19 protein-coding genes are annotated in these 25,629 nt (G+C 49.3%); 17 read left to right on the forward strand and 2 right to left on the reverse strand.

Annotated elements, in window-relative coordinates; genetic code table 11:
- The first annotated feature begins 150 nt into the window (after window positions 1-150).
- From Q4563_RS11150 to Q4563_RS11200, 11 genes are all read left to right on the forward strand, one after another.
- The gene (locus Q4563_RS11150) at window positions 151-699 is read left to right on the forward strand and encodes an AraC family transcriptional regulator (RefSeq protein ID WP_303604540.1); all 549 of its coding nucleotides are present in this window, start codon (window positions 151-153) and stop codon (window positions 697-699) included.
- Window positions 687-2,660 (forward strand): hypothetical protein, encoded by a 1,974-nt coding sequence (locus Q4563_RS11155; RefSeq protein ID WP_303604541.1) that lies wholly within the window; start codon window positions 687-689, stop codon window positions 2,658-2,660. Before Q4563_RS11150 ends, Q4563_RS11155 begins: the two co-directional genes overlap by 13 nt.
- Window positions 2,657-5,647: a tetratricopeptide repeat protein gene (locus tag Q4563_RS11160; RefSeq protein ID WP_303604542.1), complete on the forward strand. Its 2,991-nt coding sequence runs from the start codon at window positions 2,657-2,659 to the stop codon at window positions 5,645-5,647. The genes Q4563_RS11155 and Q4563_RS11160 overlap by 4 nt, the downstream gene beginning before the upstream one ends.
- Window positions 5,634-6,332, forward strand: coding sequence for a tetratricopeptide repeat protein (locus Q4563_RS11165; RefSeq protein ID WP_215976573.1), 699 nt, complete (start codon window positions 5,634-5,636; stop codon window positions 6,330-6,332). Before Q4563_RS11160 ends, Q4563_RS11165 begins: the two co-directional genes overlap by 14 nt.
- On the forward strand, window positions 6,329-6,637 hold the full coding sequence (locus tag Q4563_RS11170) for a hypothetical protein (RefSeq protein WP_303604543.1): 309 nt from the start codon (window positions 6,329-6,331) through the stop codon (window positions 6,635-6,637). The genes Q4563_RS11165 and Q4563_RS11170 overlap by 4 nt, the downstream gene beginning before the upstream one ends.
- Before the next feature lie 82 nt (window positions 6,638-6,719).
- Window positions 6,720-7,379 carry a MotA/TolQ/ExbB proton channel family protein gene (locus tag Q4563_RS11175; RefSeq protein ID WP_215976572.1) on the forward strand — a complete coding sequence of 220 codons (660 nt, stop codon included), beginning with the start codon at window positions 6,720-6,722 and terminating at the stop codon, window positions 7,377-7,379.
- Between the two features lie 13 nt (window positions 7,380-7,392).
- Window positions 7,393-7,980: an ExbD/TolR family protein gene (locus Q4563_RS11180; RefSeq protein WP_303604544.1), complete on the forward strand. Its 588-nt coding sequence runs from the start codon at window positions 7,393-7,395 to the stop codon at window positions 7,978-7,980.
- The gene (locus Q4563_RS11185; protein WP_303604545.1) at window positions 7,977-8,492 is read left to right on the forward strand and encodes an ExbD/TolR family protein; all 516 of its coding nucleotides are present in this window, start codon (window positions 7,977-7,979) and stop codon (window positions 8,490-8,492) included. The genes Q4563_RS11180 and Q4563_RS11185 overlap by 4 nt, the downstream gene beginning before the upstream one ends.
- Window position 8,493: 1 nt before the next feature.
- Window positions 8,494-9,465: an AgmX/PglI C-terminal domain-containing protein gene (locus tag Q4563_RS11190; RefSeq protein ID WP_303604546.1), complete on the forward strand. Its 972-nt coding sequence runs from the start codon at window positions 8,494-8,496 to the stop codon at window positions 9,463-9,465.
- A 1,434-nt stretch (window positions 9,466-10,899) separates the two neighbouring features.
- On the forward strand, window positions 10,900-12,444 hold the full coding sequence (locus Q4563_RS11195; RefSeq protein ID WP_303604547.1) for a polysaccharide lyase family 7 protein: 1,545 nt from the start codon (window positions 10,900-10,902) through the stop codon (window positions 12,442-12,444).
- Window positions 12,445-12,752: 308 nt separating this feature from the next.
- On the forward strand, window positions 12,753-13,625 hold the full coding sequence (locus Q4563_RS11200; protein ID WP_215976567.1) for a PA4780 family RIO1-like protein kinase: 873 nt from the start codon (window positions 12,753-12,755) through the stop codon (window positions 13,623-13,625).
- Between the two features lie 148 nt (window positions 13,626-13,773).
- Here Q4563_RS11200 and Q4563_RS11205 read toward each other — a convergent pair whose 3' ends face one another.
- A complete protein-coding gene (locus Q4563_RS11205) occupies window positions 13,774-14,616 on the reverse strand; it encodes a GntR family transcriptional regulator (RefSeq protein WP_215976566.1) in 843 nt (280 codons plus the stop codon).
- 723 nt (window positions 14,617-15,339) lie between these two features.
- Between Q4563_RS11205 and Q4563_RS11210 the strand changes: the two genes are divergently transcribed.
- From Q4563_RS11210 to Q4563_RS11235, 6 genes are all read left to right on the forward strand, one after another.
- Window positions 15,340-18,294, forward strand: a complete 2,955-nt coding sequence (locus Q4563_RS11210) for a TonB-dependent receptor (RefSeq protein WP_303604548.1) — start codon at window positions 15,340-15,342, stop codon at window positions 18,292-18,294.
- A gap of 257 nt (window positions 18,295-18,551) precedes the next feature.
- A complete protein-coding gene (locus tag Q4563_RS11215) occupies window positions 18,552-20,801 on the forward strand; it encodes a chondroitinase-B domain-containing protein (protein ID WP_303604549.1) in 2,250 nt (749 codons plus the stop codon).
- Window positions 20,802-20,909: 108 nt separating this feature from the next.
- Entirely contained in the window at window positions 20,910-21,674 is a 765-nt protein-coding gene (locus Q4563_RS11220; protein ID WP_303604550.1) for an SDR family NAD(P)-dependent oxidoreductase, read from the forward strand.
- A gap of 190 nt (window positions 21,675-21,864) precedes the next feature.
- Window positions 21,865-23,106, forward strand: a complete 1,242-nt coding sequence (locus Q4563_RS11225) for an NRAMP family divalent metal transporter (protein ID WP_215976562.1) — start codon at window positions 21,865-21,867, stop codon at window positions 23,104-23,106.
- Window positions 23,107-23,118: 12 nt separating this feature from the next.
- Window positions 23,119-23,601, forward strand: coding sequence for a gluconokinase (locus tag Q4563_RS11230; RefSeq protein WP_215976561.1), 483 nt, complete (start codon window positions 23,119-23,121; stop codon window positions 23,599-23,601).
- 74 nt (window positions 23,602-23,675) lie between these two features.
- Window positions 23,676-24,767, forward strand: a complete 1,092-nt coding sequence (locus tag Q4563_RS11235; RefSeq protein ID WP_303604551.1) for a polysaccharide lyase family 7 protein — start codon at window positions 23,676-23,678, stop codon at window positions 24,765-24,767.
- A 109-nt stretch (window positions 24,768-24,876) separates the two neighbouring features.
- Here Q4563_RS11235 and Q4563_RS11240 read toward each other — a convergent pair whose 3' ends face one another.
- Window positions 24,877-25,149: a hypothetical protein gene (locus tag Q4563_RS11240; protein WP_303604552.1), complete on the reverse strand. Its 273-nt coding sequence runs from the start codon at window positions 25,147-25,149 to the stop codon at window positions 24,877-24,879.
- Window positions 25,150-25,629: the final 480 nt, after the last annotated feature.

The raw sequence follows: 25,629 nt of genomic DNA on the forward strand, positions 1-25,629 counted from the left end.
TCATCCACACAAGGGTGATAGCTTTCACATCTCGCGATGCAAAAGCCCCTCGCGCGATACGAAGCGCTGCACGATGGGCCGCAATTGATTAAACTGCCAAAGGCTTTGCCACCGTGGCCAATGCTGCCAATAAACCAACAGGATGCAACTATGACGCGCTTGCTAACGGCGACCCGATTACTGCTGGCTCTTAGCCTGTACGCGCTGGCGGCTATGGTGTGGGCCCAGGGCTCAGCCACCGAGGCTGAGGCTGAGAATTTGGCGCTAAGGGCCGAATCATTAAAACAGCAGTCGCTGCAATTGAATCGCGATTTGTTAATCCTGGAAGAAGAACTCTTGTTTCCGGCCAACAGCCAAATAGCGCTCTACCTATCGCTGGATGTCGGTCACTACTTTGCGCTGGATTCGGTTAAAGTCAAAGTGGACGATGACTTTATCAGCAGCGAACTCTACACGGACAAGCAGCTAACCACCTTGCGCCGCGGCGGTATTCAGAAGTTATATCTGGGCAATTTGCGTCAGGGCGAGCATGAAATCAGCGCGTTTTTTACCGGCACCGGCCCCAATGGGCAAAGCTATAAACGCGCGGCCAGCCTCACGGTAGAAAAAACCACGGCCCCCCTGGTGTTGGAGCTGAAAATCGTCGACTCCGGGCAAAAACTGCAACCGGTGTTTGATATCAAGCAATGGGAGTTGTAAACCTGTTACGTCCCGCATTACTGGCACTGGCGGCTATCACCGCCAGTGCGCAGACACAGCTACACCCAGCCGCACAAGATTTATCCTATGGTGAAAGCCTGTACCACTACTATCAGGGGGATTTGCCCCAGGCGCTAATCGCTCTCGATCTCGCCCAAAGTCGCGGCGGCATTAAGGGGCACCAACACTACCCAGAGCTTATGCGCGGTGGTATGTTGCTGGCCTACGGCATGACCGAACAGGCCCAGCAAGCGTTTAACACTCACTTAAACCAAGGTGAGCCTGGGCGCCTGCGCGATACCGCTCATCTCTATTTGGCCCGTCTGCACTATCAGGCAGGGCGGCTCGATCAGGCCCAGCTCAACCTCGACGCCTTGCAGGGTTCACTCAGCCCCGACCTGGCCGAAGAGGCCGCCAATTTGCGAGTCAGCTTACTGATTGCCGGGCGCGGCGCCCCCAGCCTTACCAACGCAGAGTCCATACTCGAGCCTTTGGCCGAGCATTCGCATCTAGCGCTGCTTAACTTAGGCAACAGCGCCGCGCGTCAAAACGACCCGATCCGCGCACAAAGCTATTATCAGGCGCTTTTGGCGGCCGCCCCGCCTACGGAGCCCGAGCGCGGCGACGAATACCTCGCCCTGCGCGACAAAGCCCTGACCGCGTTAGGCTACAGTTACTTGCAACAAAAAGACTTTGCCTCGGCCAAGGCGGCGTTCCGCCGGGTAAGGCTCGAGACGGCCTTTGCCAACCGCGCCCTGCTCGGCTATGGCTGGAGTGCCGCCAGCTATCACGACTATGTGCTCGCCCTAAAACCTTGGCAGGCGCTGCGCCAGCGCTCACTGCTCGACCCGGCCGTGCAGGAGTCACTGCTCGCTGTGCCCTGGGCCTATGAGCAAATGGGCTCCACCGGGGCCGCGCTAATCGCCTACGGCGAATCGGAAACACTGCTGACCGAGATGCTGGCCGATATCGACACTCACCTGGCTCAGTTAAACGCCCAGGCTCTGCTCGATTACCTGACCGGAGAGCGTCGGCCGCAAGCCTTGCACCCGAGCCAGGCGAAAAGTGGCCAAAACTGGTTGAGCCTGCCCGATTCCAGTGTGATCACCAGCCCGCTCACCTATCTCGATACTCTGCTGCGCGACGACGCCCAGCAACAGCAAGCGCAATTACTGCGCGACTTAGTGGATCTGCAGCACCGCCACCGTCAGTGGCAGCAAAAGCTCGATGTGTACCGCGAGCTGGTGCAACAAAAGCGCTTGCGCCGCGCCGAGCGGGCCGATCAATTATCCCGCTCCGGTCTGCTGCAGCAAAGTGATGAATTACAAACGGTAAGCGACCGGCTGAGCGAACAGTTGCGTCAAATAGAGGTTCAGCACAACGCCATGGCACTGGCTGATACACAAACCCGCGCCTTACACGCACGCCAGCAAAGTGCCCAGCGCGCGCTTCAAGCGCTGGAGGGCAAACAGCCGCTGCCCTATCAGGCACAAGCCAAGCTCAATTTTTTTGCCGGGGTGTTGCAGTGGCGCGCCGCCCAGCAACTACCCGCCAAACGCTGGGAGGTGCAAAAGCGCCTTAATCAAATCAATGCGTCATTGGCCAGCAGCCTGGCGGCCAGTGAGCGCATCGAGCAGCTTCTGGCCCAAGAGCAAGACTTACAAGCCCAATTACAGCGCCTTAATCGTGCCCGTGAACGCAACCAACAGTTATTGGCGGCGCAGGCACAAGCCATTAACGAACAAGCCGCTGCCCTCAGTGCAGCTCTGCGCGGCCATCTGGGTGAACATCGCGCCCGGCTCAATGATTACTTGGCGCAAACGCGCTTAAGCATCGCACGTTTAATGGACGATGCTTACCGCAACCGGCCGCCACTGAGTGCGTCGCCAGTGTCCGATATAACGCCTGAACCTGAGTCGATGTCTGAACTCGAGCGAGTACCCGAGGAAGCGCCGCAATGATTCGCTTTACTCGCCACCTGCCGCTGGCCGTAGTAACGGCTATTACACTGGGCGCCTGTAGTCACCAGCCTTTACATCAGGTGGGAAATACCCTAGCCGACCTGCCTGAAGCGCAACTGCCCCCCTCTGACCTCGCGGTCAGCGCGCAGGACCTGGCTCAAATCGAGGCTCAGTACCGCTCGGCACTGAGTGTGGCGACGCACCCTCAAGTGCGCCACCAAATACAGGTGCGTCTGGCCGATCTGGAAATGGCCCGCAGCGAACAAGCGCAGCAAGAGGCGCGCAGCCTGACCCAGTTTTTTGCCGAGCCAATCGCTCACTACCAGCAGTTGGTCGAGGCATACGCCACTGACCCGCAGGCATCGGTCGCCACCGCGCCCGATGCGCTCTACTACAAACTGGCCAAGGCTTTGGCGCTGGAGGGGCGCGACGCAGATGCCGCCGCCGTCTTGGATGAGTTGGCCGCGCGCTTTCCGCAGTCGGCCTATTTGCACGAGGCGCAATTTCGCCGCGCCGAGCGTGCCTTTGCCGGTGGTGACTACCAACAAGCGCAAGCGCTCTACCGTGAAGTGGCGACCAGCGGTACCTCCAGCTTTGCCGATAACGCGCTCTATATGCAGGGTTGGTCTGCCTACAAGCTCAGCCAGTACGACGCCGCCATGGGCAACTTTACCCAGCTACTCGATCAGGGCTTTGTCGGTGTACAACTGCCGGGGCAGGTAGGCAAAGCCTTGCGAAAGATGGGGGCCAATCAGCGCAATTTAATAGACGACACCTTGCGGGTGCTCAGCTTTACCTACGCCAACCTCGACGGCGCGCAGAGCATTGCCGAACAGCAACAGGCGATCGGCACCCGAGCTTATCAGCACTTGCTTTACCGCGAGTTGGGTAAGCTCTACGAGACCCAAGAGCGCCATCTGGACAGCGCCGACACCTACGCTCGCTTCGTCAATCACAACCCGGATGCAGATCTGGCACCGGATTTCTCGATTATGGAAATTGAGACCTACCAGCGCGGCGGTTTCCCCTCACTAGTGCTGCCCGCCAAGCGCGCGTTTGTCGATCGGTACGGGGTTTACAGCAGCTACTGGCAAGCGCGGGCGGGCCTGCCGCAAACCACCAGCGCCCTGCAGGCCAGGCAAGAGATACGCAGTAAAAAGCCGCGCAATATGAGCACCGACGCGCTGGCTAAGCTGAAGCTTTACTTGCACGAACTGGCGCGCCACCACCACGCCGAAGCTCAGCGCTTGCAGGCCGGACTGGCTGAGGGCGGCGATCTGGCACCGAGCCGGGCCGATGTTAACCGCGCCTACCTTGAGGCGGCCGACCTGTATCAGCAATTTATTGTCACCTTCCCGGCCGACTCCCGAGCCGGAGAGATGAACTTCCTTATGGCCGAGGCCTACAGCGAAAGTGGGCGCACACTTTCAGCGCTGACCGCTTACGAAACCGTGGCCTTTACCCGGCGCGACCCTACCTACGGCAGCGATGCCGGTTACAGCAGTATTTTGTTGGCGCAACAACTGGTAGAAGCTTCGCAAACGAGCACCGGCCCGGAGGCCGACCCCTCGGCGCCCCAAGCCCAGGAGCCGGTGACGAGCGAAGTGTGGCAGTGGCAGCAGCGCAAAATAGACAACGCGCTAAAATTTGCCGAGTTATATCCCCATGACGAGCGCGCCGTGCAAGTGCTGGCCAGCACCGCACCGGAGCTGATGTTCCAGGGCGATTTAACCCGCGCCGCCGAGGTGGCGCGTCAGGTGATTACCTGGCAGCCGGTCCCAGCCGGGCCACTGCTCTACAGCGCCTGGCTGACTCTCGGCCACGCCGAGTTTGACCAAGCGCTCTACGCCGAGGCCGAAGCCGCTTACTGGCAGGCGCTGCGGCTGCACCCCGAGTGGGGCAGCCAGCCGGGCTCGCCTTCGGCCGCCGAGTTGCGCGAGCGCATCGCCGCCAGTCTTTACCAGCAGGCGCAACAAGCGCTAGCCGCCGATAATACCGATGCCGGCATTGCCTTGCTGCTGCGCATCGAGCGCGAACTGCCCAACACTGATATTGCCAGTACCGCTCTATTTGACGCCGGCCACGCCGCGCAAATGGCGGGCGACTGGCCGCTGGCCGAATCGCTGCTATCGCGCTTTGCCAACCTTTACCCCAACCACACACTGGCGACCAATATTCCCGCCAAGCTGATTGTGATTTACGAGGCCTTGCAGGCTTGGGAAAAAGCCGCCGCCCTGCTCAGCCAGCAAGCGCTTGCCAGCGCCGATAACCCCGAACGGGCACGCCAGTCACTGCTTACCGCCGCCGAATACTACGACAAAGCGGGCAACTGGGAGCAGGCGCGCAACCACTATCGCGACTACGCCCACGCTTACCCCGAGCCTTTTAACGACCGGCTGGAAGTCGAACAGCGCTTGACGCAAATGTACGAACAAGCGGGGGATGAACTCAGCCGCAATTTCTGGCTCAACCGACTGATTACCAGTGGCCAACAAAACCCCACCGAGCGCAGCCGCTATTTGGGCGCGCAGGCAGCCACCACTTTAGCCCAGGGGCCATACCAGCGTTTTCGTTCTATTGCCCTGACACTGCCCATTAAATCCAGCTTGACGCGCAAACGCGCCGCGCTGGACGACGCCCTCGCGGCTCAGCGCCAGGTGTTGGACTTTAATGTGGCCCAATTCACCACCCGGGCCAATTTTTATATCGGTGAAATTTACACTCTGCTGGCGCGGGATTTAATGGCCTCCGAGCGGCCCAAAGAACTCAACGCTCTGGAGCTTGAGCAATACGATATTTTGCTGGAAGAACAGGCCTATCCGTTTGAAGAAAAAGCCATTGAGTTGCACGAGGCCAACGCCCAGCGCAGTTTCGACCAACTCTACGACGACTGGGTGGCCGCCAGCATCGAGTCGCTGGGCAAAATTCTGCCCGCCCGCTACGGCAAACACGAAAGTACAGTGGAGGCCCAGCGTGAACTGCGTTAAAACCCGCACGTCGTTATTCGGGCGCGGGCTAACCGCCGTTGCCATCAGCCTTTTATTGGTCGGTTGCGCCACCGCGCCCGAGCCGGAATCCACATCAGCCGAACAGTCGCCAGAGGCTTTTAACGCGGTGCTGCCCGCCGGGCCAGTCACCCAAAACCCCTACAGCCAAGGCGCGCCGCCCTCGGTAAGCCGAACCATTAGCCGCGATTTTCAGGCCGCGTTAACGGCGATGGATAAACAGCGCTGGAGTCAGGCGAGGCCCATACTGCAGGCGATTGTGGCCCAGGCGCCGGAGTTGACCGCCCCCTGGCTGAACTTGGGTATTGTCTGGACTCAGCTGGACGAGCCGGGGCAGGCCCAAGCCGCTTTTGAGCGGGCGTTGGCGGCCAACCCGCTCAATGTCGATGCCTACAATCACCTGGCCGCCCTGCAGCGGCGCCAGGGCGAATTTGCCGCTGCCGAGCAGCTCTACCAAGACGCCCTGGCGGTATGGCCACACTCGGTGGCCAGCCATAAAAATCTCGGTATTTTGTACGACTTGTACACTGGCCGCTGGCCGCGGGCGCTACTGCACTATCAGGCGGCGCAATATATTATCGAGCAGACCCAAGGCCAGCCCGACCCAACACTGGCGGGTTGGATTATTGATTTACAGCGCCGCATCGCCGCCGGAGGCCCACTGTGACATCTAGCATCGCCCGTGCACTCCTCTTGACCCTGTCTTTAGCAGGGCTGTCGCTGATCGCGCACGCGCAGGAAGACGCACTGGAAACGACCATTACCGGTAATCAGGAGCAGCCGCAGGTGCTGTATATTGTGCCCTGGCAAACCCCCGACAGCCCCACGCTTAAGTACGATGTGGTGCAGAGTCAATCGGCCCGGGTGTACGAACATCTGGAGCGCTCGGAGCTTAAACGCGAGCTGGCCTGGCAAAAGCCGCTGGAGGCGCCAGAAAACTCGGACGGTTCACAACCCAACGCCGATGAATGAGGCATAATGCGTCGATACGACGATTACACTGGGCTCCGCCCCGCACCCATTACCACAAGGCCAGAGTTAAGGTAGACAAATTATGGATTTTTTGACGACGATCGTGCGATTTTTCCAACATGGTGGGCCTTTTATGTACCCGATTGCGCTGGTACTGGTCATTGGTTTGGTCATCGCCATCGAGCGCTATTTGGTACTGGCTAGCGCTAAGCGCGCCAATGCTCAGGCGTTTAACCGCGTGATGCCGCTTCTGAAAAAGCGCGACTATCAGGGCGTAGTCAATATGGGCCGCTCAAGTGAGGCGCCCATCGCCCGTATTGTTGCCGCCGGTGTGCAGCGTATGGGGCAAGCGGGCGGTCGCGATGATATTGAACTGGCCATGGAAGAGGGTGTACTAGAAGCCATGCCGCGGTTGGAAAAGCGCACTCCATATCTAGCCACTTTGGCTAATATAGCAACACTTTTGGGGCTTTTGGGTACCATTATTGGCCTAATCGCCGCCTTTACCGCCGTGGCTGAGGCCGACCCGGCGGAAAAAGCATCGCTGCTATCCAGCAGTATTTCGGTGGCTATGAACACCACCGCCTTCGGTTTGATTTCCGCTATTCCACTGCTTTTGTTCCACGCTATGCTGCAAACCAAAACCACGGAGCTGGTAGACTCGCTGGAAATGACCGGGGTCAAATGTCTGAATTTGCTGACCGCCTCCAGCGCCAAACCTACCGCTAAAGCCAGCGCGTAAGCCGGAGCTTTCAATGCGGTTTAGACGACGTCGGCACAACGAAGAGGCCGAGCTCAACATCACCTCCTTTATGAACCTGATGATTGTTCTGGTTCCGGTGTTGCTGTTGAGCATGGTGTTCTCGCGCATCACCGTGCTTGAACTCAACCTGCCCGACAGCGCAGCGGGCGGTGGCGAGAGCGAAGCCGAGGATATGGACTTTCTGGAAGTGGTGATTTACCCCGAATACCTGGGCATTAATCACCCGGCGGGCAATCGCGCCTATTCTATATGCCCCCACGCCGAGGGCGAGCAGGCCGGCGAGCACAATTTTACCGAGCTTACCTACGCCCTCCAGCAAATTAAAATCCGCTTGGAAGACTCTTACGGGCTGGAGAAAAACGACATAGTGTTGCTGGCCGAACCGGACACCGACTACCAAACCATCATCAGCACGATGGACGCCGTGCGCTCATTTAAAGCGGTGGTAGTCGCCAGCGTGGTAGACGCCGCGCTGTTTCCGCAAATCTCCCTTGGAGATGCGCCAAAGTCGGACCCACTTAAAAATGCCGATCAAAGCATCTGTACAGCGGCCAGCAACAGCGCCGGAGGTGCCCCGTGAAGCAATCACTGCGCGCCAAGCGTATGGCCAAGCACCATCGTCGCAATAAAAATGTGCCCAAACTTAATTTGGTCTCGTTGATGGATATCTTCACCATTTTGGTGTTCTTTTTGTTGGTCAACTCATCCGATGTGGAAGTGTTGAGCAACGACAAATCCATTGAGTTGCCAGCCTCCATTGCCAACACCGTGCCCGATACCACCCTGATAGTAATGGTCAACGATAGCCGTATTTTGGTTAGCGGGCGGCCGGTGGTTGAGCTGGCTGATATAAGCGAGGCCAATGAAATTGAACCCCTGCTAAAAGAGCTTAGCTACCGCGCCGAGCGCCGCACCCTAACCGCGGAGCAAGAGGTGAGCGGCCTGCCTATCACCATAATGGGCGATAAAGACATTCCCTATACCCTGCTTAAACAGGTGATGAACACCTGCGCCCAGGCCGGTTACCGCGATATCTCCCTGGCCGTTAATCAACAGGCTGACAAACGCGAGCAAGCGGGGGCGACTGACTGATATGGCCGGTGGCGATTACCAATCCGTGCAATCTCCCTTTGATCGCAGTGCGACCGACGACGCGCGCTTTGGCAAGTTGGTATTGGTGGCGGTTGTGCTGTGCTCGGTGCTGGCTCTGGTGCTGTCGTTGATTACCCTGCCCGAGATTGAGCGCGAAGAAAAACAAAAATTGCCGCCACAACTGGCCCGTGTTCTGTTAGAAAAAGAAGAGATAGAGCCCCCGCCGCCACTGCCCGAGCCCGAGCAAGCAGAGCCCGAACCGGAAAAACCCGAGCCCGTAGAAGAGCCAGAGCCAGTTGAACAACCCGAACCTGTGCAAGAGCCAGAATCTGTGCCAGAGCCCGAGCCAACAGAAGTGGAAAAGGCTCGCGAAGTGGCTAAGGTATCCGGCGTTTTGCAGTTTCAGGATGCCCTGGCGGATATGCGCAATGAAATCGACACCGCCGAGCTAACCCGCAATGAAGTAACGCACGGTGCGGCCGAGGCGCAAGTCACCGAGCGCGATCTTATTACCAGTGGCGCCGAGTCCGACAGCGGTGGCATTAACACCGCAGCGCTTTCCACCGACACGGCCAACACCGCACTCGCAGGGCGCGAAACCACCCAAGTGGAAAGCCCCTTGGCTGGCGCCGATAGCGGCGTCGGCACCGAGACGGCAGAACCCGCGCGCCGGGCCGGTGAGCGCAGCGATGAAGAAATTCGCCAAGTGATGAGCCAGCACGCCAGTGCGCTGGACCGCTACTACCGTCGCGCCTTGCGTTCTAATCCAGCGCTGCAGGGGAAAATTGTGCTTAAACTGGTGATTAACCCCGACGGCTCTTTGGCCGATGTGGTGATTGTCAGCTCGGGGCTGAACGATCCCGAGTTGGAGGCCAAGGTGTTGGCGCGGGTTAAGTTGATTAGCTTCCCGGCGAGGGAGGATGTTGTGGTGACGAGTAAGCAGTATACGTTTAATTTTTTGCCGCAGCTTTGATTTAACTTGCCCGGGTCGCCGGGCGTTGCAAGGTACTTTCGGTCTTGGCCAAAAGTACCCAAATGCCGCGCCCCAACATCTGGCCCTTTGGGTTCCCTCATTCCAATCGATTTTAACGGGCCGTATCGACAAGCTCGTTCATGCGATGGCGATACTTGCGCAAACGTCCTGTTTGCTTACCCCCTAAAATCGATTTCCATTCGGCCTAGAGGTAAATGGGGCAAAAAGCGGCACTTCGTAGCAGGTGAAGATTTTTATATAAGTATATTGTGTCGCCTCTGCACACAGCGCACGCATTCACCCGAAAGCGTGCTCGCTTTATTTTCCCTCCCCTAAGACCAAAATCGGCTTAAACCTTAATTCATTACATCTTTTGCAGGGCGTTCGAAATTATTTTTCAAGAAATGATTACGCGCATGCGCGATATACACTTGTTAAGTGAAAAGGAATAATATGGATAGATGATAAATCTTAATAGATACGTTGAAAAGTAAAGTTGGAATGGGAGTAATTGTTCGCTCTTATATTATTGCACACAATATTAGAGAAAAAACTTAAGAGGCAAGATGCCGACGGCAGATAAAGCTCATGATTATGAAAAAAGAAATTTTAAAAAATACTCAATAATAAAAGATCAAGCAAGGTCATGGTTAGTTTTTTCAAGTGCCATAATATAAAGACATACGTTACAATATTGCTCAGTGTGGCGCCCTTAAAATAACAGTAGATTAGGGTGTTATGAGTATTAAGCAATGGTTCGCACAGAAAAATTTTGCAAGTATTTCTATTCAAGTTGGTAACTTTATTCTAGAATGCCAAAAATTTCGAATAAATCAGTCTGCCAATATAGATTTATATAAAAATATTCACTAAAAAGTGAGATGCGGGAGTTTTCAGAGATAAGATTATTGTCTAAATATCAAGACCCTCTCTGTTTAGGTATCTCACTATAATTTAGAAGGGATAAGCTAGAAAAATAATACGCTGATTATCCTCGCATGAAATCCTATAATGCTCCTAACTAGAACCCTTGGTAAAAATCAAGCTTATATTAACGCATTGTTTAAGGTGTTTACGTTTATTGCTGCATTTATTTGGGGGCGACACATAGTATTTAATATTGGTTCGTGAAGGGGTAGGTTTGAAGTGTGAGCAATCAGGATGTTCATAGATTTGAATTACATGTCAGCTAAAGGAATACTCGTTATTTCTAACTTGATTGATTTTCAAAATTTTGAGTCGATTTTGAATAAATAATCGGTGCTGATTATGCGATTGTTAATCCCCGGTAGTGCTGGCCGGCCGACTGTGTCGAATATTTTAGCTTGAGAAATATATCTTTGCTCTTACCCCTGTACTTGTCGTACCCTACCAACTCCCATCGTAAACAATTACAATAATAAGATAAATATAATCAAAATGGAGTATTCCATCATGAAAATTAAACAGCTAAGCATAATTCTTCTCGCAATGTGCGCGACGACTTTGGTTGCCTGTGGCGGGGGTGGTGATTCAGACACTACCTCGGACCCAATCCCGACGCCAACGCCGGATCCAGATCCGGACCCTACTCCAGACCCGGACCCTACTCCAGATCCTGACCCTGCGCCGAGTGAGACGACAACGGTTCATCCGATTAGTAGCGTATCTGCCACCCATGAACAGGCGGAAAACCCTGCGACGAATGTACTTGATGGCGACAGCAGCAATGATTCGCGCTGGTCGGGTGACAGCGATGAGGGTACGGTTTATCTGGATCTAGATTTGGGTGAAGTGAAAACCGTTAACACCCTGCAGATTGAGTTTTCTAAGCCTACGGAGCGCAATACTTGCTTTAGCTTGCACACCAGTGTGGACGGCGAAAGTTGGACAACGCAGCGTGAAAACCTAGCGTCTTATGGCGCCATATATTTCTCTATACCAGAGACTGAGGCGCGCTATGTGCGCTATGAGGGTTTTGGTAATTCGGACAGTAGTTGGAACTCGATTACTGAAATCGCGGTACTGGATATTCCGCTCACCGGGGATGAAGACACCTCCGATGGTGTGCCCGGCCCCTGTGATACCGATATATCGGCCAACGAAGATAATTTTGACACCGACAGTGCCAGGCTAGAGTTAAGTAATAGCCCGCTGACCTCAGGTACGGGCGCTACCTTTAACGCTGGGCGCAGTTTGAGCACCAGTAACGAACCGGATGAAAACTACGATTTAAGCCTGTGGAAAATCACCTACCCTGATGCGTCTGAGGTTCAACCACCGGTTGCGGTCGCCGATCAGTTTTTTACCGATCCAGAAACGGGCGCTATGGTATTTCAGTGCCCGAACGAGGGTGAAACCACCAGTTCAAGCACTAAATACTCGCGCACCGAATTGCGAGAAATGCTCGATAGCTCGGCCGGTACCAAAGAGCTTGGTAACAACTGGGTAATCTCCACTGCATCAGCGGGAGATCAAGCCGAGGCAGGTGGTGTGGATGGCAATATGAAGGCGACGGTGTCGGTTGATCAGGTGTCTACCAGCACGGACGCGGGCAGTGAGTATATGGTGGGCCGGGTTATCGTCGGCCAAATTCACGCGTCGGAGGACGAGCCATTTAAAATTTACTACCGCTTATTGCCGGGGCATACTAAAGGTTTTGTCTATTTCGCTTATGAAGATAGCAGCAAAGAAATCTTCTATCCGATGTTTGGCGATTCCAGCTTCACTATATACGGTTCAGACGTATCGGCCGACGAACCTGTGAATGGCATCGAGCTTGGTGAGAAATGGTCTTACGAGGTCGATGTGGAAGGCCGTGATATGACTGTTACCGTCACTAAAGAAGACGGCAGCTGGGTGTCCAGAACCGTTACCTGGTCGGGCGAGTACGACTCTGATTGGTTTTACTTTAAAGCCGGCTCCTACAACCAGAACAACGGTGGCGAGCCAGGACAATTGGCACGCGTATCGTTTTATGACTTTGAGGTCACACATTAAATGCGTTAGTTGATTGCAGTAAAAAAGGGGCTCGGGTAACCGAGTCCCTTTTTTACATACACTGCTGCATAAAGAGTAGTTTGTGAGTTTGTAGCAGAAATCTACGTTAATAGCAGTACGGTAAAGAGAGAGTTGTATTGGGGGCAGCTTTAACGATAGGCAGCCGCATTGCCCTAGAATTTGCGAGGTACTGCCATCGCCAGCACCCCGTGCTCTGTAACCCAAACATATATCTCCTACCAGTTGCACTTTAGGGTAACTGGCTCTATTGTGACTGACTTGTTCCCATAAGGCTTTGAAAAGGCAGAATGAAAGTTCCCAAGCGTTTACAGCCGCTGGTCGATGATGGCTTGATCAGTGAAGTTTTATCACGGTTAATGAGTGGCAAAGAGGCGGATATCTTTATTGTGCGCTGCGGCGATACGATTCGCTGTGCCAAGGTCTATAAAGACGCCGCTAAGCGCAGCTTTAAGAAGGCTGCCGAATACCAAGAGGGCCGTTCGGTACGCAGTGGCCGCCGGGCGCGGGCAATGTCTAAGCGCTCTTCCTATGGTCGCCAGCAGCAAGAGGAAGTTTGGCAGAATGCCGAGGTGTCTGCCCTCGCCCGTTTGGCCAAGGCAGGGGTGCGCGTACCGGAAACATACGGTTGTGTGGATGGCGTTCTGTTGATGGAGTTAGTTACCGATGATGAGGGCGATGTGGCGCCTCGTCTAGATGATGTGGTGCTCACCGAAGAGCAGGCTCTGGAAGACCACGAGCTGATGATGCATTACATTAAGCTGATGCTGTGTGAGGGACTGGTACATGGTGATTTATCCGAGTTTAATGTACTGCTCGATGCCTACGGCCCGGTTGTGATCGACTTGCCTCAAGCGGTAGATGCCGCTGCTAATAATAACGCTCAGGCCATGTTCACTCGCGATGTGGAAAAAATCACCGAATACTACGCCGAGTTCGCCCCTCAATTGAGTAATACCGATTACGCCCGAGAAATGTGGGCGCTGTTTGCCGAGGGCGAATTAACCCCCGAGACACCCATTACCGGTATCTACCACGTTGAAGAAGAAGACCCAGATGTAGACGCGGTACTGGAAGAAATTAAAGCCGTTATTGCTGAAAACGAAGAAGAGCAAGCCCGCATTCGCCGTGTTACCGGCGAAGACGAAGAAAGAGGCATTTAGTTCTGGTTTTGTGGGTGATGTTTAGGCGTGAAATGACTTCTGCCATACGGTTTCAGTAAAGGAACCATGCGGACTGCCTGCCGTATATACCCCGTGAAGAAGATGAGTCGAATAGGTCGTTTAGACAATATTCGAGTTATGTTCTCTATCAAAAAATGACACGTTTACTGACGAAGCGCCTGCCGTTGGCGGTGCTTGCGTTACGGCGACGCCGTTGCTCGCTAATCAGAGAGTTAAAGTCTTGCATCGTACTAATAAATAAAGGATTGTTAGAGATTATTTCGGTTTCTTCGTTTATATCTCCGATGTGCCGTATCATTGCATGCTCAGCTTTTTGTGGGTCTCTATCTAAAATGGCTTGAACAATATCTGTATGCTCATCAATGATACTGCGCTGTCGATTAATCCCCATCATGTTTTTTAAGTGTCTAACGCGGTCAATTTCAGCCTTGGCACTGTTTAGAAGAAGCCAAGCGCCAGAGAAGTCTGCATAGCCAAACAATGTGCGGTGAAACTCTTCATTGGCTTCAAAGTGTGGCGAATCGGCTTTTAACTCAAATGCGTCACTGTCTTGTTCGGACAGTTGTTCTTGCTTTCTAATAATAGATTGAATTTGTATTTTTTCGGCTAAGCCGATACCTCGTTCTGCCAATCTTTTCACGCAGCCTCCCTCAAGACTGACTCGTATAAAACAAGCTTCAATATACCTCTCAAGGCTAATCGGCGTAACGTAGCTACCGCTTTTGGGTACAATTGAGACCAAACGGTCATTTTCTAAGCGTATTAATGCTTCGCGAACAGGTGTTTTACTGATCTCGACAATGGAGGCAATTTCTTTTTCCACTAACGGCATTTCCGGTGGTAAAGAGAGATTAATAATATTTGCGCGCAAGGTTTTATAAATTTGATCGACTAAGCTGCCTTCCTTTTTAATCCAGGAATTGCGAAGAACTTTTTCAATACTTTTAATTTCAAATTCAATTTTATTCATATAGTAGCTATTAATTTCAATCGCAATGGCAACGAGTAATTCCTATTTCTTAAAGCATAAAACTACATTGTGTGTACTTAAGTACACAGGGTTTGTTAATGATTATCACGAGCGCTGCATTGAAGTCCAGTTAATTAGTTAATTCAAAGTAAAAAACTTTTTCTCACCAAGGCATGCTGTTTGTTCTGCGCCAGATTCGCACTTACTGTGTCGTGTTTGCGTGCTTAAGTGAACTCAGCATTTGCAATGACTAGAACGATTTAGGTCATGCTTTATGCCATCACATACCCAAATTTCAGGACTTTACGGGTCTTAATACCGGCGTCATTAACTTTTAATGCGCCCTGTTTCAAAGCTGAGTTAACGGTATTTGAGCTCTTTGCCAGCTCTGTTTATCGTTTTTGGGCGTAGCTGTAAAAGCATTATAAGGCTGAATTGGCCGGTATCAATTCCTATAACTTTCCCGGCCAAAATTGGCTGGGTTGCTTTTATCCCACTTAAAACAGCCGAGTTAGTCCAAAAAGATGTATACCAGATCAAATTTCATCCAAAAAATACTAAGAAAACTATTGCACTAATAAATATAATCAGATATAAGTTATTTCTAATATATCACATTGCATATTAATATATCATAAGTTCAGGCTAGCAATGAGATGTATCGGACGAGCTTGATAGTTAGATTGTATTAACACCCAATAAATATATAAGGGGTATAAAATAATGAAATTGAACAAAATCTATTCAGGGCTGCTGAAGTCTAAAAGCGGTCGTAAGAATGTGATGATGGTCGGCGCTGCTTTAACCATTTCATTGCACTTACCCGCGCTTGCTCAAGAAGGGCCATCGGAATATGAACTGCTAGAGCAGGTTGTGGTAACTGGTATTGCTGGCAGTTTGGCGGAATCGGCGCGTATTAAGCAGGCCGATTCACGAATTGTAGATGCGATTGTTGCTGAGGATATCGGCAAGCTGCCAGACAACAATATTGCAGAGGCGCTGCAGCGCATCACCGGTGTGTCGATTAGTACTGACTTTGGTGTGGGTGAATCTGTGACGATTCGCGGCATCTCGCAAAACCGTATTGAATTAAACGGACGCTCCATATCGGGCAGCGGACGTGGTGGTATCAGCTTAGACGATTTCCCGTCGAGCTTCTTAAAAACCGTTGAAGTTGTAAAATCGCCCACGCCAGAAATGATTGAAGGCGCGCTCGGCGGCACCATCAGCATGGAAACCGTGCGCCCCCTGGATCTATCAGAGCCTTTAGTTGCCTTTTCGCTCGACGGTGAATACGCCGACAACACAGAGAATTGGGCGCCAATGTTTAATCTGTCGGTAGGCAACAATTGGGACCTAGGTGATGCCGGTGTTGTTGGAGCATCCGTACGTTTAGCGTATCAAGATCGTGAATTACGCCGCGATGAGTTTATTAACCTAGTAACCCCGACCGAGCTAGATTTGGATGGCGATGGCATTAGCGATCAGGCAAATACTGCCAGTGGTAAGTATCTGGTACGAAGCCAAAATACGGTCGAGCAAAAAACCGAGGAGCGTGAGCGTACCGCTCTTGGTGTCTCTTTGCAGTGGGAACCGAAAGGAGTTGATGGCTTTGTCTATCTGGATCTTAGCTCAACTGAATTGGATGGTGGGCAAGAGGCTTATTCAGTACTCAATGACAGTAAGGACTACAGCGATCTAGATCTAACCAACGCTTATAGTGATCAGTATGGCCAATTGCAAAACTTTGGTTCTGGCAGTGTGTTTGTTCAGCCTAAAACCTGGTCGGATTTTGAAACTAACGAATCGACCTCTAATGCCTTGGGTGGTGAATTTCAATTAACCGATAAGCTGAGAATTTCCGGTGAAATCTCGCAATCAAAATCAGAGGCCGAAAGACGTAATTCAGAATTTAATTTGCGTCCAATCTCACGCGAGATGTATGAAGCGGATGGCACCATTACAGAACACTTGTTCACAATTACGATGACTCAAGATGGTTTGAGCGTGCCTGGTCTTGAATTTTCAGATCCTGACGCTTTATTGGATCCGGATAATCTGGCGATTCGTCAGTTCACTCATCAGCGATTCGCCACCGAGAATGAAGAAACTGCAATCCGTTTTGACGCGGAATACGAAAATCCATTCTCTGGGTTAGATTTCTTATCATCCATTAAAGTTGGTGTTCGGGCGACCGATCGCGATTATGAACTTGATCGGCACGATTTGCGCAATAATGGCGATGAGCTTAAAAATCTGCAAACTAGCGTATCCTACGATGGTGTCGTAACACCTACTTGGGCCGGCGATTTCAATGATCTATATGGTGGATTTAAAGAGATCAATCACGATAACTCGTTTGCACAAAGCGGAATCTCTGGTTCTAATGCGCTTACTCATTACTGGGTGTATGACGGTTCTTTACTGGCCTATGATATTGAAGGAACCTATGATCGAGTGAAGCAAATGTTAGCGGGTAGCAGTCACGAGCTAACCGGTAGTATTGAAGATAACATGGTACGTAATACGGGATCTTACGCCCAAATCAGTGAAGAGACTCAAGCCATATATGCACAGTTCCACCTTGACTTTGACAAGGTATCAGCGGTAGTCGGTGCACGCTATGTGACGACCGACCTTGAGTCCAATACTTATGATCAAAGTGGTGAAAATAACTACTCCGACTTTTTGCCAAGTTTGAACGTATCTTATAATGTTACTGATGACACAGTGTTGCGTTTTGCAGCTGCAAAGGTAATGCGTCGTCCAGACTTTGGAGAACTTAGCCCCGCGGTTAGTGTCGATAACTCATTAGTTTCAGGTACGCAGGGTTCTTATCAGTTGAATCCATATCGGGTTACACAGTTTGATCTCTCAGCCGAACATTATTTCTCAGATGGTGGTTTAGTCTCAGCGGCGATTTTCTATAAAGATGTAAATTCATTTACTGTTTCCGATAGCTCTTGCGTGGCAGATCCTGAAACAGTGGAAGGTCAAAATGTTACCGAATATGTCAATGTTTGTTTGCTTGATAGTGCTGGTGTAAGTCAGAGTGATGTTAATTATGTCACCGGCAGTCAAGACTTAGCCTACGTTGAAGCTCAGCGAGACGCAGGTCTAACCGGTATTGTTATCAATACCGATGTCAATGGCGGCAGTGGTGAAGTTGTCGGCTTAGAGCTAGCGTATCAGCAACAGTTTGACTTCCTGCCAGGGCCTTGGTCTGGTTTGGGGGCCGGCGTCAACTATACATACGCTGACAGCGAGCAGCCGAATGGTAACCCTCTGTTAAATATCTCTAATAATACCTTTAATGCACAGGTATATTGGGAATACGAAGGTTTCCAAACGCGATTGGCATATAACTGGCGCGATGAGTATCTCTACAGTCAGGATGAGAAACGTGTACGCCCTGTCGGCGAGCTTGTAACGGGTATCTACAATCGCACGAATCCAGATGATGACTATTTCGATCCTACGTTGGGTAATAATTGTCGCGATGCCCGCGGCCAGCTCGATTGGTCAGCAAGCTATGATATCAATGACAATGTTACTGTTGTGGCCAACGTAGTAAATTTAACTAATGAGCCAATCTTACAGCTGACAGAAATTGGTAGCCCTTGGTTATACAGCGATTCTGATCGCCGTATTACGCTTGGCGTTAGAGCAAATTTCTAAAGAAAAAATGGGTGCTTTTCTCTCCACCTTAGCTTGATTGGTTTATTGCAATAAATCGCCGCCCGCTTATGTTGGGTGGCGATATTTTTCTTTTAATAAAAAGGCATAGTCAGTTAGCTTTAGGATGACAGCTGATATAAACGTTAATGGCGATGGTGAGTGTATCTATGCCCTAGGCATAGTAGATGGTATCAGTAACATAAAAATTCATTTAATAAGATCGTTAAAGTTAGCCAGATAAAATCGAGGTAAATGTAATGCCGATAAGAACATATAACAAACTCTTCTCTCTTCTCGCGATGATTGCGCTAACATTCTTCTCGAATATTAGCACGGCAAAAATTGTTGAGAATATAGAGCAGTTTAACAATGCAATTTCCTCGTTAAAGCCTGGTGATGAATTGGTAATGGCTGACGGCGTTTGGGAAAATGTTGAATTAGTGTTCAAGGCGAAAGGTCTGCCGAAAAAATTAATTACTTTGAAAGCGCAAACGCCGGGTAAGGTAATTATTAGTGGTCAGTCCAACTTAAGTCTTTCGGGCGAGTATCTCGTGGTTTCGGGCTTAGTCTTTAAAGATGGTTTTACTCCAACGGGCGAGGTTATCTCTTTTCGTACCTCCAATACAGAGTTGGCAAATTACTCCCGTGTGACTAATACGGTAATCGATGATTTTAGTCACCCTAATAGAAATCTGGCAGATTTGTGGGTTGCCATGTACGGCAAGCACAATCGGTTCGATCATAATTCGTTGTTAAATAAGAGAAATCGCGGTGTGACAATGGCGGTTAGACTTAATACTGAGAAAAGCGAAGATAACCACCACATAATTGAGTACAACTACTTTGGGCCACGACAGATTTTAGGCGCAAATGGTGGCGAAACTCTTAGGGTGGGAACCAGTCATTTTTCGACAAAATACTCGAACACTCTAGTTCAGAAAAATTTCTTTGATCGCGTGGATGGCGAGCACGAAATTATATCCAGTAAAAGTAGTGGTAATGTCTACAAAAATAACGTGATTTTTGAAAGTCAGGGTACTCTAACCATGCGTCACGGTCATCACACGACGGTGACAGGTAACTATATTATTGGTAACCGCAAGCCCAATACGGGTGGTATTCGAATTATTAATGAATATCAAACTGTTAATAACAATTATTTGTCAGGCTTGACCGGGAAAAGATTCCGTGCGGCATTGGTTATTATGAATGGTGTTCCTAATAGCCCGCCTAATCGATATAACCAGGCGATCAATGCTGTTATGGAAAACAATGTGGTTGTGGATAGTGACAACATTAACTTTGGTGCTGGCAGTGATCAGGAAAGAACGGCAACACCGATTGATTCATTCTTTCGCCACAACCTCATTATGAATGAAGACAATTCCACCACTATTACGCTTTATGATGATGTGTCTGGTATCACCTACGATAAAAATATTGTCAATGATTCGGTAGTGATACCCAATACGATCTCTACGGGATTTACAGAAGAGAAGTCGGCGCTAGCTGTTACCGCAAATGGATTAAAAGCACCCTCTAAAGACTTGCTCAATAAAATTAATTTTGGCGATGTTAAATTGCCGGTTAATAAATCTGATGTTGGAGCCGGATTTTATCCTAAGCAGGAGTCTAATATCAGTTTTGGTAGTGGCAAACGTACTATGGTTGCTGCAGGACTAGATACTTTAATCGACGCCGTTGATAACAGTGAGCCGGGAGATGTCCTAGTACTAGAAAATGGCAAGGATTATCTGCTGACTAAGTTTGTCAAAATAAATCACCCCGTCACGATACTTGCCGAAAATGGCAATAAGCCCGTTATTCGATCGCAAAAGCCAAGCTTTATTGTGATTGAAAACGGCGGATCTTTAAAGTTGAATAATTTATGGTTTGATGGGGCTGAATCACCAGACTATAAAGGCAATAGTGTTATCAGAACCAGCGATAACTCTATGAATCGTAATTATTCACTCTTGGTCGACAAGGTCAAGGTGACGGATCTGAACGTTAATGGTTATTTTGATTTCTTTAAAGCGAATCCAGGTACTTTTGCCGAACAGATCTCTTTGACTAATAGCCAAATGTCCAATATTACGGGGAGCATCTTAGTTCTTAATAAAGAAACAGATGATCTTGGCGTTTATAGTGTGGAGAACCTTAGCATTTTGAACAATACCTTCACTGACATTAAAGCAGAGGTTGCCGTCGTTTACCGAGGTGGATTCGATGAAAGCACTTTTGGGCCTGTGGTGAAGGTTGAAAATAATGACCTAAACAACGTAGGGAAAGGCTCTACTCACCGCTCAGGATCCTCGATGTATTTTCATGGCGTACAGAATTTAACAATAGAAAATACCGAATGGGTAGACAGTGCACCACTAAAGCTGTACTTAACCAATGGCGACCCAGAGACGGTTATTAACAATGTCATCATGAAAAATACAGGTGAGATTGAAGCCAATAATTCGAGTTATAAAGCAACCAATGTGAAGTACGAGCGTTAGCTTAATCGGTTTTTATAGATTTTTAGGCTTTTAAGCACATGTGATCGGCTAGGCGTTAATTAAGACTTTATGGCTTGGTGGCTGATCACCTAGATAAATGGGTTTGATATGAATACAAAATTAAGCAATAAAAACGTTCTTGTTACAGCCGGCGCACAGGGCATCGGCGAGGCTATAGTTAAAGAGTTTATTGATTGTGGTGCAAATGTTGCCATTCACTATTTTTCCAGCAGCGAGACAGCCGATAAATTGGTGCAATACGCCGTTAATAAAGGGCAAAAGGCAGTAACACTTAAAGCGGATCTTACTCAGGAGGCCGAAGCGGATGCGATGGTTGAGTCGGCGGTTAATGCACTTGGTGGCCTGCAGGTTCTAATTAATAACGCCGGTTCACTGATCGGTCGTAAGTCATTGCTTGAGATGGAGGAGCTGTTTTGGAAGAAGGTAATGGATGTCAATCTAACCTCGGCAATGCTTGTCACTCGAGCGGCAGCGCCGCATTTGGCAAGCCATAAGGCCAGCAGCATCGTAAATTTGAGCTCGTTGGCCGGGCGTAAAGGTGGCCATGCAGGGTCGGTCGCCTATGCTGCGAGTAAGGGGGCTATTCTTACCCTAACCCGCTCCTTGTCGAGCGAATTGGGCCCGGATGGCATTCGTGTCAATGCTGTTGCGCCAGGCCTTATTTTGGGTACGTCTTTTCACAATACCCACACTACTGAAGAATCGGCCCGTGAGACAACGTTAGGCATACCAATTGGTCGTGCAGGCAACGCAGAAGATGTCGCACGTGCAGTGGTTTACTTGGCATCGGAATACGATGGGTTTATTACAGGCGCAACACTCGATATAAATGGCGGTGTCTACACGGCTTAAAACTCGGTTATGTTGTTCTACTTAGATATCATCGAAAATGAATAATAATTCTTGATAAGAATATATTAAAAGGTTAGGTGAATCTTGAGCTTCACGAGATTCAAACTAATGAAACAGCAGCCACTGCTTGTATAATTTCACGCAAAGTGGTGGTGTTGGGTCAAATAATAAATAGTTGGAGAGAATAATAATGTCTGCATTAATAAAAGCGATCCTTAGCTTTGGTCCTGCATTTTTAGCAATTGGTTATACCATTGGTACTGGCAGCGTAACATCCATGATTGTTTCGGGCAGTGCATTTGGTATGCAGCTGCTTTGGGTGTTGATGTTGAGTTGTTTGTTTTCCGGGGCGTTAATATATGCCTATGGTAATTTTACTCTGGTAACAGGTGAGACTGCTCTCTATAGTTTTAAAAAACATTTAAAGTTTGGCAAGCCCATGGCAATTCTTATTATCGTGGGAGTGATATTTGGCCAATGGAATTCTCTAATCGGAATTTTAGGTATATCGGCCAATATTATATTTGAAATGATTGCCATGTACTTCCCCTCTGTGGTGCCTCATAAATATGAGGTGGTTATGGCCATAGCTGTTGCCGTGATTGGTTTTATGTACGCTATGCTACTGATTGGTCGTTATTCAATTTTTGAAAAAATCCTTGTCATATTCGTCTCGTGTATGGGTATCTCCTTCATCCTTTCACTTTTTGTGGTGCATCCATTGCCGTCCGAAGTGGCTCGAGGTTTGATCCCAGTAATTCCCGATGTCGAAGGTGGAAAAATGATGGCTGCTGCATTTGTGGGAACCACGATGGCTGCTGCAACGTTTTTATCGCGACCGTTATTTATTCAAGGTAAGGGTTGGACTATTGCAGACTCGGCTCAGCAAAAGAAAGATTCTATTGTTGCCGCATTTCTGGTGTTTTTTATCAGTGGTTCGGTAATGGCCGTTGCCTCTGGGGCATTACACGGTGGCGGCCAAGATGTTAACAATGTGCTTGATATGGTAACCGCTCTGGAACCTATCGCCGGTAAGGGCGCCTTAACGGTCTTTATCTTTGGCACCCTCGCCGCTGGCTTATCATCGGTGTTTCCTTGTATGTTGATTGCCCCACTGCTAATCGAGGATTATCGATCCGGTAAGTTGGATACCCAGTCGACGCAGTTCCGCGTTATTACGGGTATTGCTGCTGTTATAGCACTAACCATTCCGGTTCTGGGTTTTAATCCAATAAAAGGTCAGCTGTTAACACAGGTCTTTAATGTGTTTGTCTTACCGCTGGTTATTCTCGGCATCATTCTTATGAGTAATAAGAAAAATCTGATGGATGATAAGTCTGCCGGTGTACTATTGAATATTATTCTTGGCTTAGCCTTTTTATTCTCCATTATTATTTCTTATAACGGCGTTCTTGCGTTAATTGATTTGTAGGGGCTAAGTATTGTGATTTACATTATATGCGGTGTGTCGGGTACCGGTAAGTCTACGATCGGCCGTTTATTGGCGAAGGAAAAAGAAATTCCGTTTTTCGATGCGGATGATTTCCATCCCATCTCCAACGTTAATAAAATGAAAAGTGGCACACCTTTAACCGATGCGGATCGTGAGCCCTGGCTAGAAGAGTTGTCAATACTACTGCAGCGCCAGGAGCAAGAAGGGAGTGCTGTATTAGCCTGTTCTGCGTTAAAAGAGAGATACCGTGAAACTTTGTCACGTCGTTGTCAAAAGCCGGTAGCCTGGGCTGTACTGCATGGTGATGCTGAAACGATCTCGCTGAGAATCGATTCGCGTGAAGATCATTATTTTACCTCGGACCTTCTACGTTCACAGCTACGAGATTTTGAGCTACCACAATATGGTTTGGTGCTGGATATAAGACGGTCACCCAATCAAATTGTAGACACGATTATCGAAACTTATACCTAAACTGGCGACGTTACGATTTTTATGTGCGAAAAGCCAATACCAAATCAAAACATCGTTTAATTGAGGATATTAAAATGCGTGTAAAACAATTTATGGCCGTAAAGCTAACAATAACCGCAAGCCTTTTACTGTCATCTGCTTATGTTTTATCGACTACTAATAACAGTGAGAAATCAGAGTTGAAATATCCTGCGCAAGAATTTGATTTGCAGCAGTGGAGCCTTAACCCCCCCACCGATGTGGATGGTGACGGTATTGTCGATGATGTCAGTGTGAAAGCGTTACAAGAATATCATCATGAGAAATTTTTCTACTTGGATGAAGACCAAAATATGGTCTTTGCTGCCCCTAATAAAGCGGTAACATCGGTAAATTCGACTAATACTCGCAGCGAGCTGCACCAAAGACTCTCTGGTGTTGAGGCGGGGAGCTTTTACACAGATAACTTCTCGATAGCCGCTAATCCAGAATCCGAAAAGTACCCTCAGGTCGGAGGTTATATGGAGGCGACTTTAAAAGTTGACCATGTACCCAGACGCGCCAAATATACTGAGAAACCCACGGCCTACTCTGTGGTTATAGGCCAGGTCCATGCCGTGCAGGACGAGACGATGCAAAAAAAGGGGCAAGGCTATGGCTGGGGTAATGAGCCTTTAAAAATCTATTACAAAAAACACCCTGAGCACGAATACGGTTCGGTTTTTTGGAACTATGAACGTAATTTAGTTAAAAACGATTCTAATCGAATAGACATAAGCTATTCAGTGTGGGGTGAACCATGGTTGAGTAAGCAAGAGCCGGGTAAAGATGGCATTGCACTGAATGAGCCCTTTAGTTATAAGGTGAATATACACGAAAATATCATGTATCTAACATTTACTTCTGATCGTCTTGGCTCTATTAATTACCAAATTGATTTGGCCAATAACGTGGATGCACTGGGAGAAATTGATACTTATGACCACCCCGCCGGCTATACCGGAGAGGCTTTCCACTTTAAGGCGGGTGCCTATAATCAATGTAGCACCAAAGATGCCCTTAGCTTTCGTTACCCCGCCTGCCCAGGCAGCGGTGATTGGCAGACTGATAAATCCATGGGCGATTACACGCAAGTGACATTTATGCAGTTGCTGACGGATAAGGCACGTGAACCCCAAAGCCACTAATCGACAGGCTTTCTCCTTAGGGTGCATATGCTATGTGTGGTAGAAAACGCTCGCGGCAATGTGCGCGAGCGTTTTCGCTGGGTCGGAAAAATAAGTTATAAAAGCTCGGTTAGATACTCTTGGACGACTGCTCGTCAACTATAACCTCAAGCTCTGCATCGTAAGGTTCAGCATAACCTTTGACCTTGTTCACAATCGATGTGTCTTCTAGTGCCTCTAGCAGCGTTAGACATCGAGTGTCGCCGCTTAACCGAAGAATACGAATTGCCCAAGCACAATCGTCGCTTATGGCGTAGGATTTTAAAGTATTAAAGAATGCTTCATTCTCTAATGTCGAGGCGAGTACTGCAAAAGGTAAGTGTTTTTGTGGGGCTGTCGACAAATAACTATTAAAGTATGAACCACATTTTTTTGTAAAAAGTTAATACTATCGTCAGTGTGGTCATGTGTTTTTCGAAACAGCCTGCCAGCTGCCCTCGGTCTTTGAGGGTCGCGTATTAATTTTTTTAATTGCCTCGAAAAGGTCGAAATTATCGGTCATTCTAAGCGCACAAAGCCGTCATTTAATCTGACTAAAAATTGAAAATTGAGTCGTAAGGGGCAACTTTTAGCGTCTTTTAAGCTCGATAAAATTTTATAGATGGCAGATAAATTTTCATTTTAAGCTGATATTTTTTGCGTTTTAATGACAAATGTGACGGATATAATGTGACGTGTGTCGCGTTTTTATGATCTTTTTGTGCGTTTCCTGCGCATTTTTACCGGATAAACCTTGACCAATTAGTTCAAATTGATCTCATAATGGGACAACGTTGTCAGAACGGACACGGCTCATTTCAGTGGGTAGGGCGGCAGCGAATAA

Source organism: Gilvimarinus sp. 1_MG-2023 (assembly GCF_030548285.1).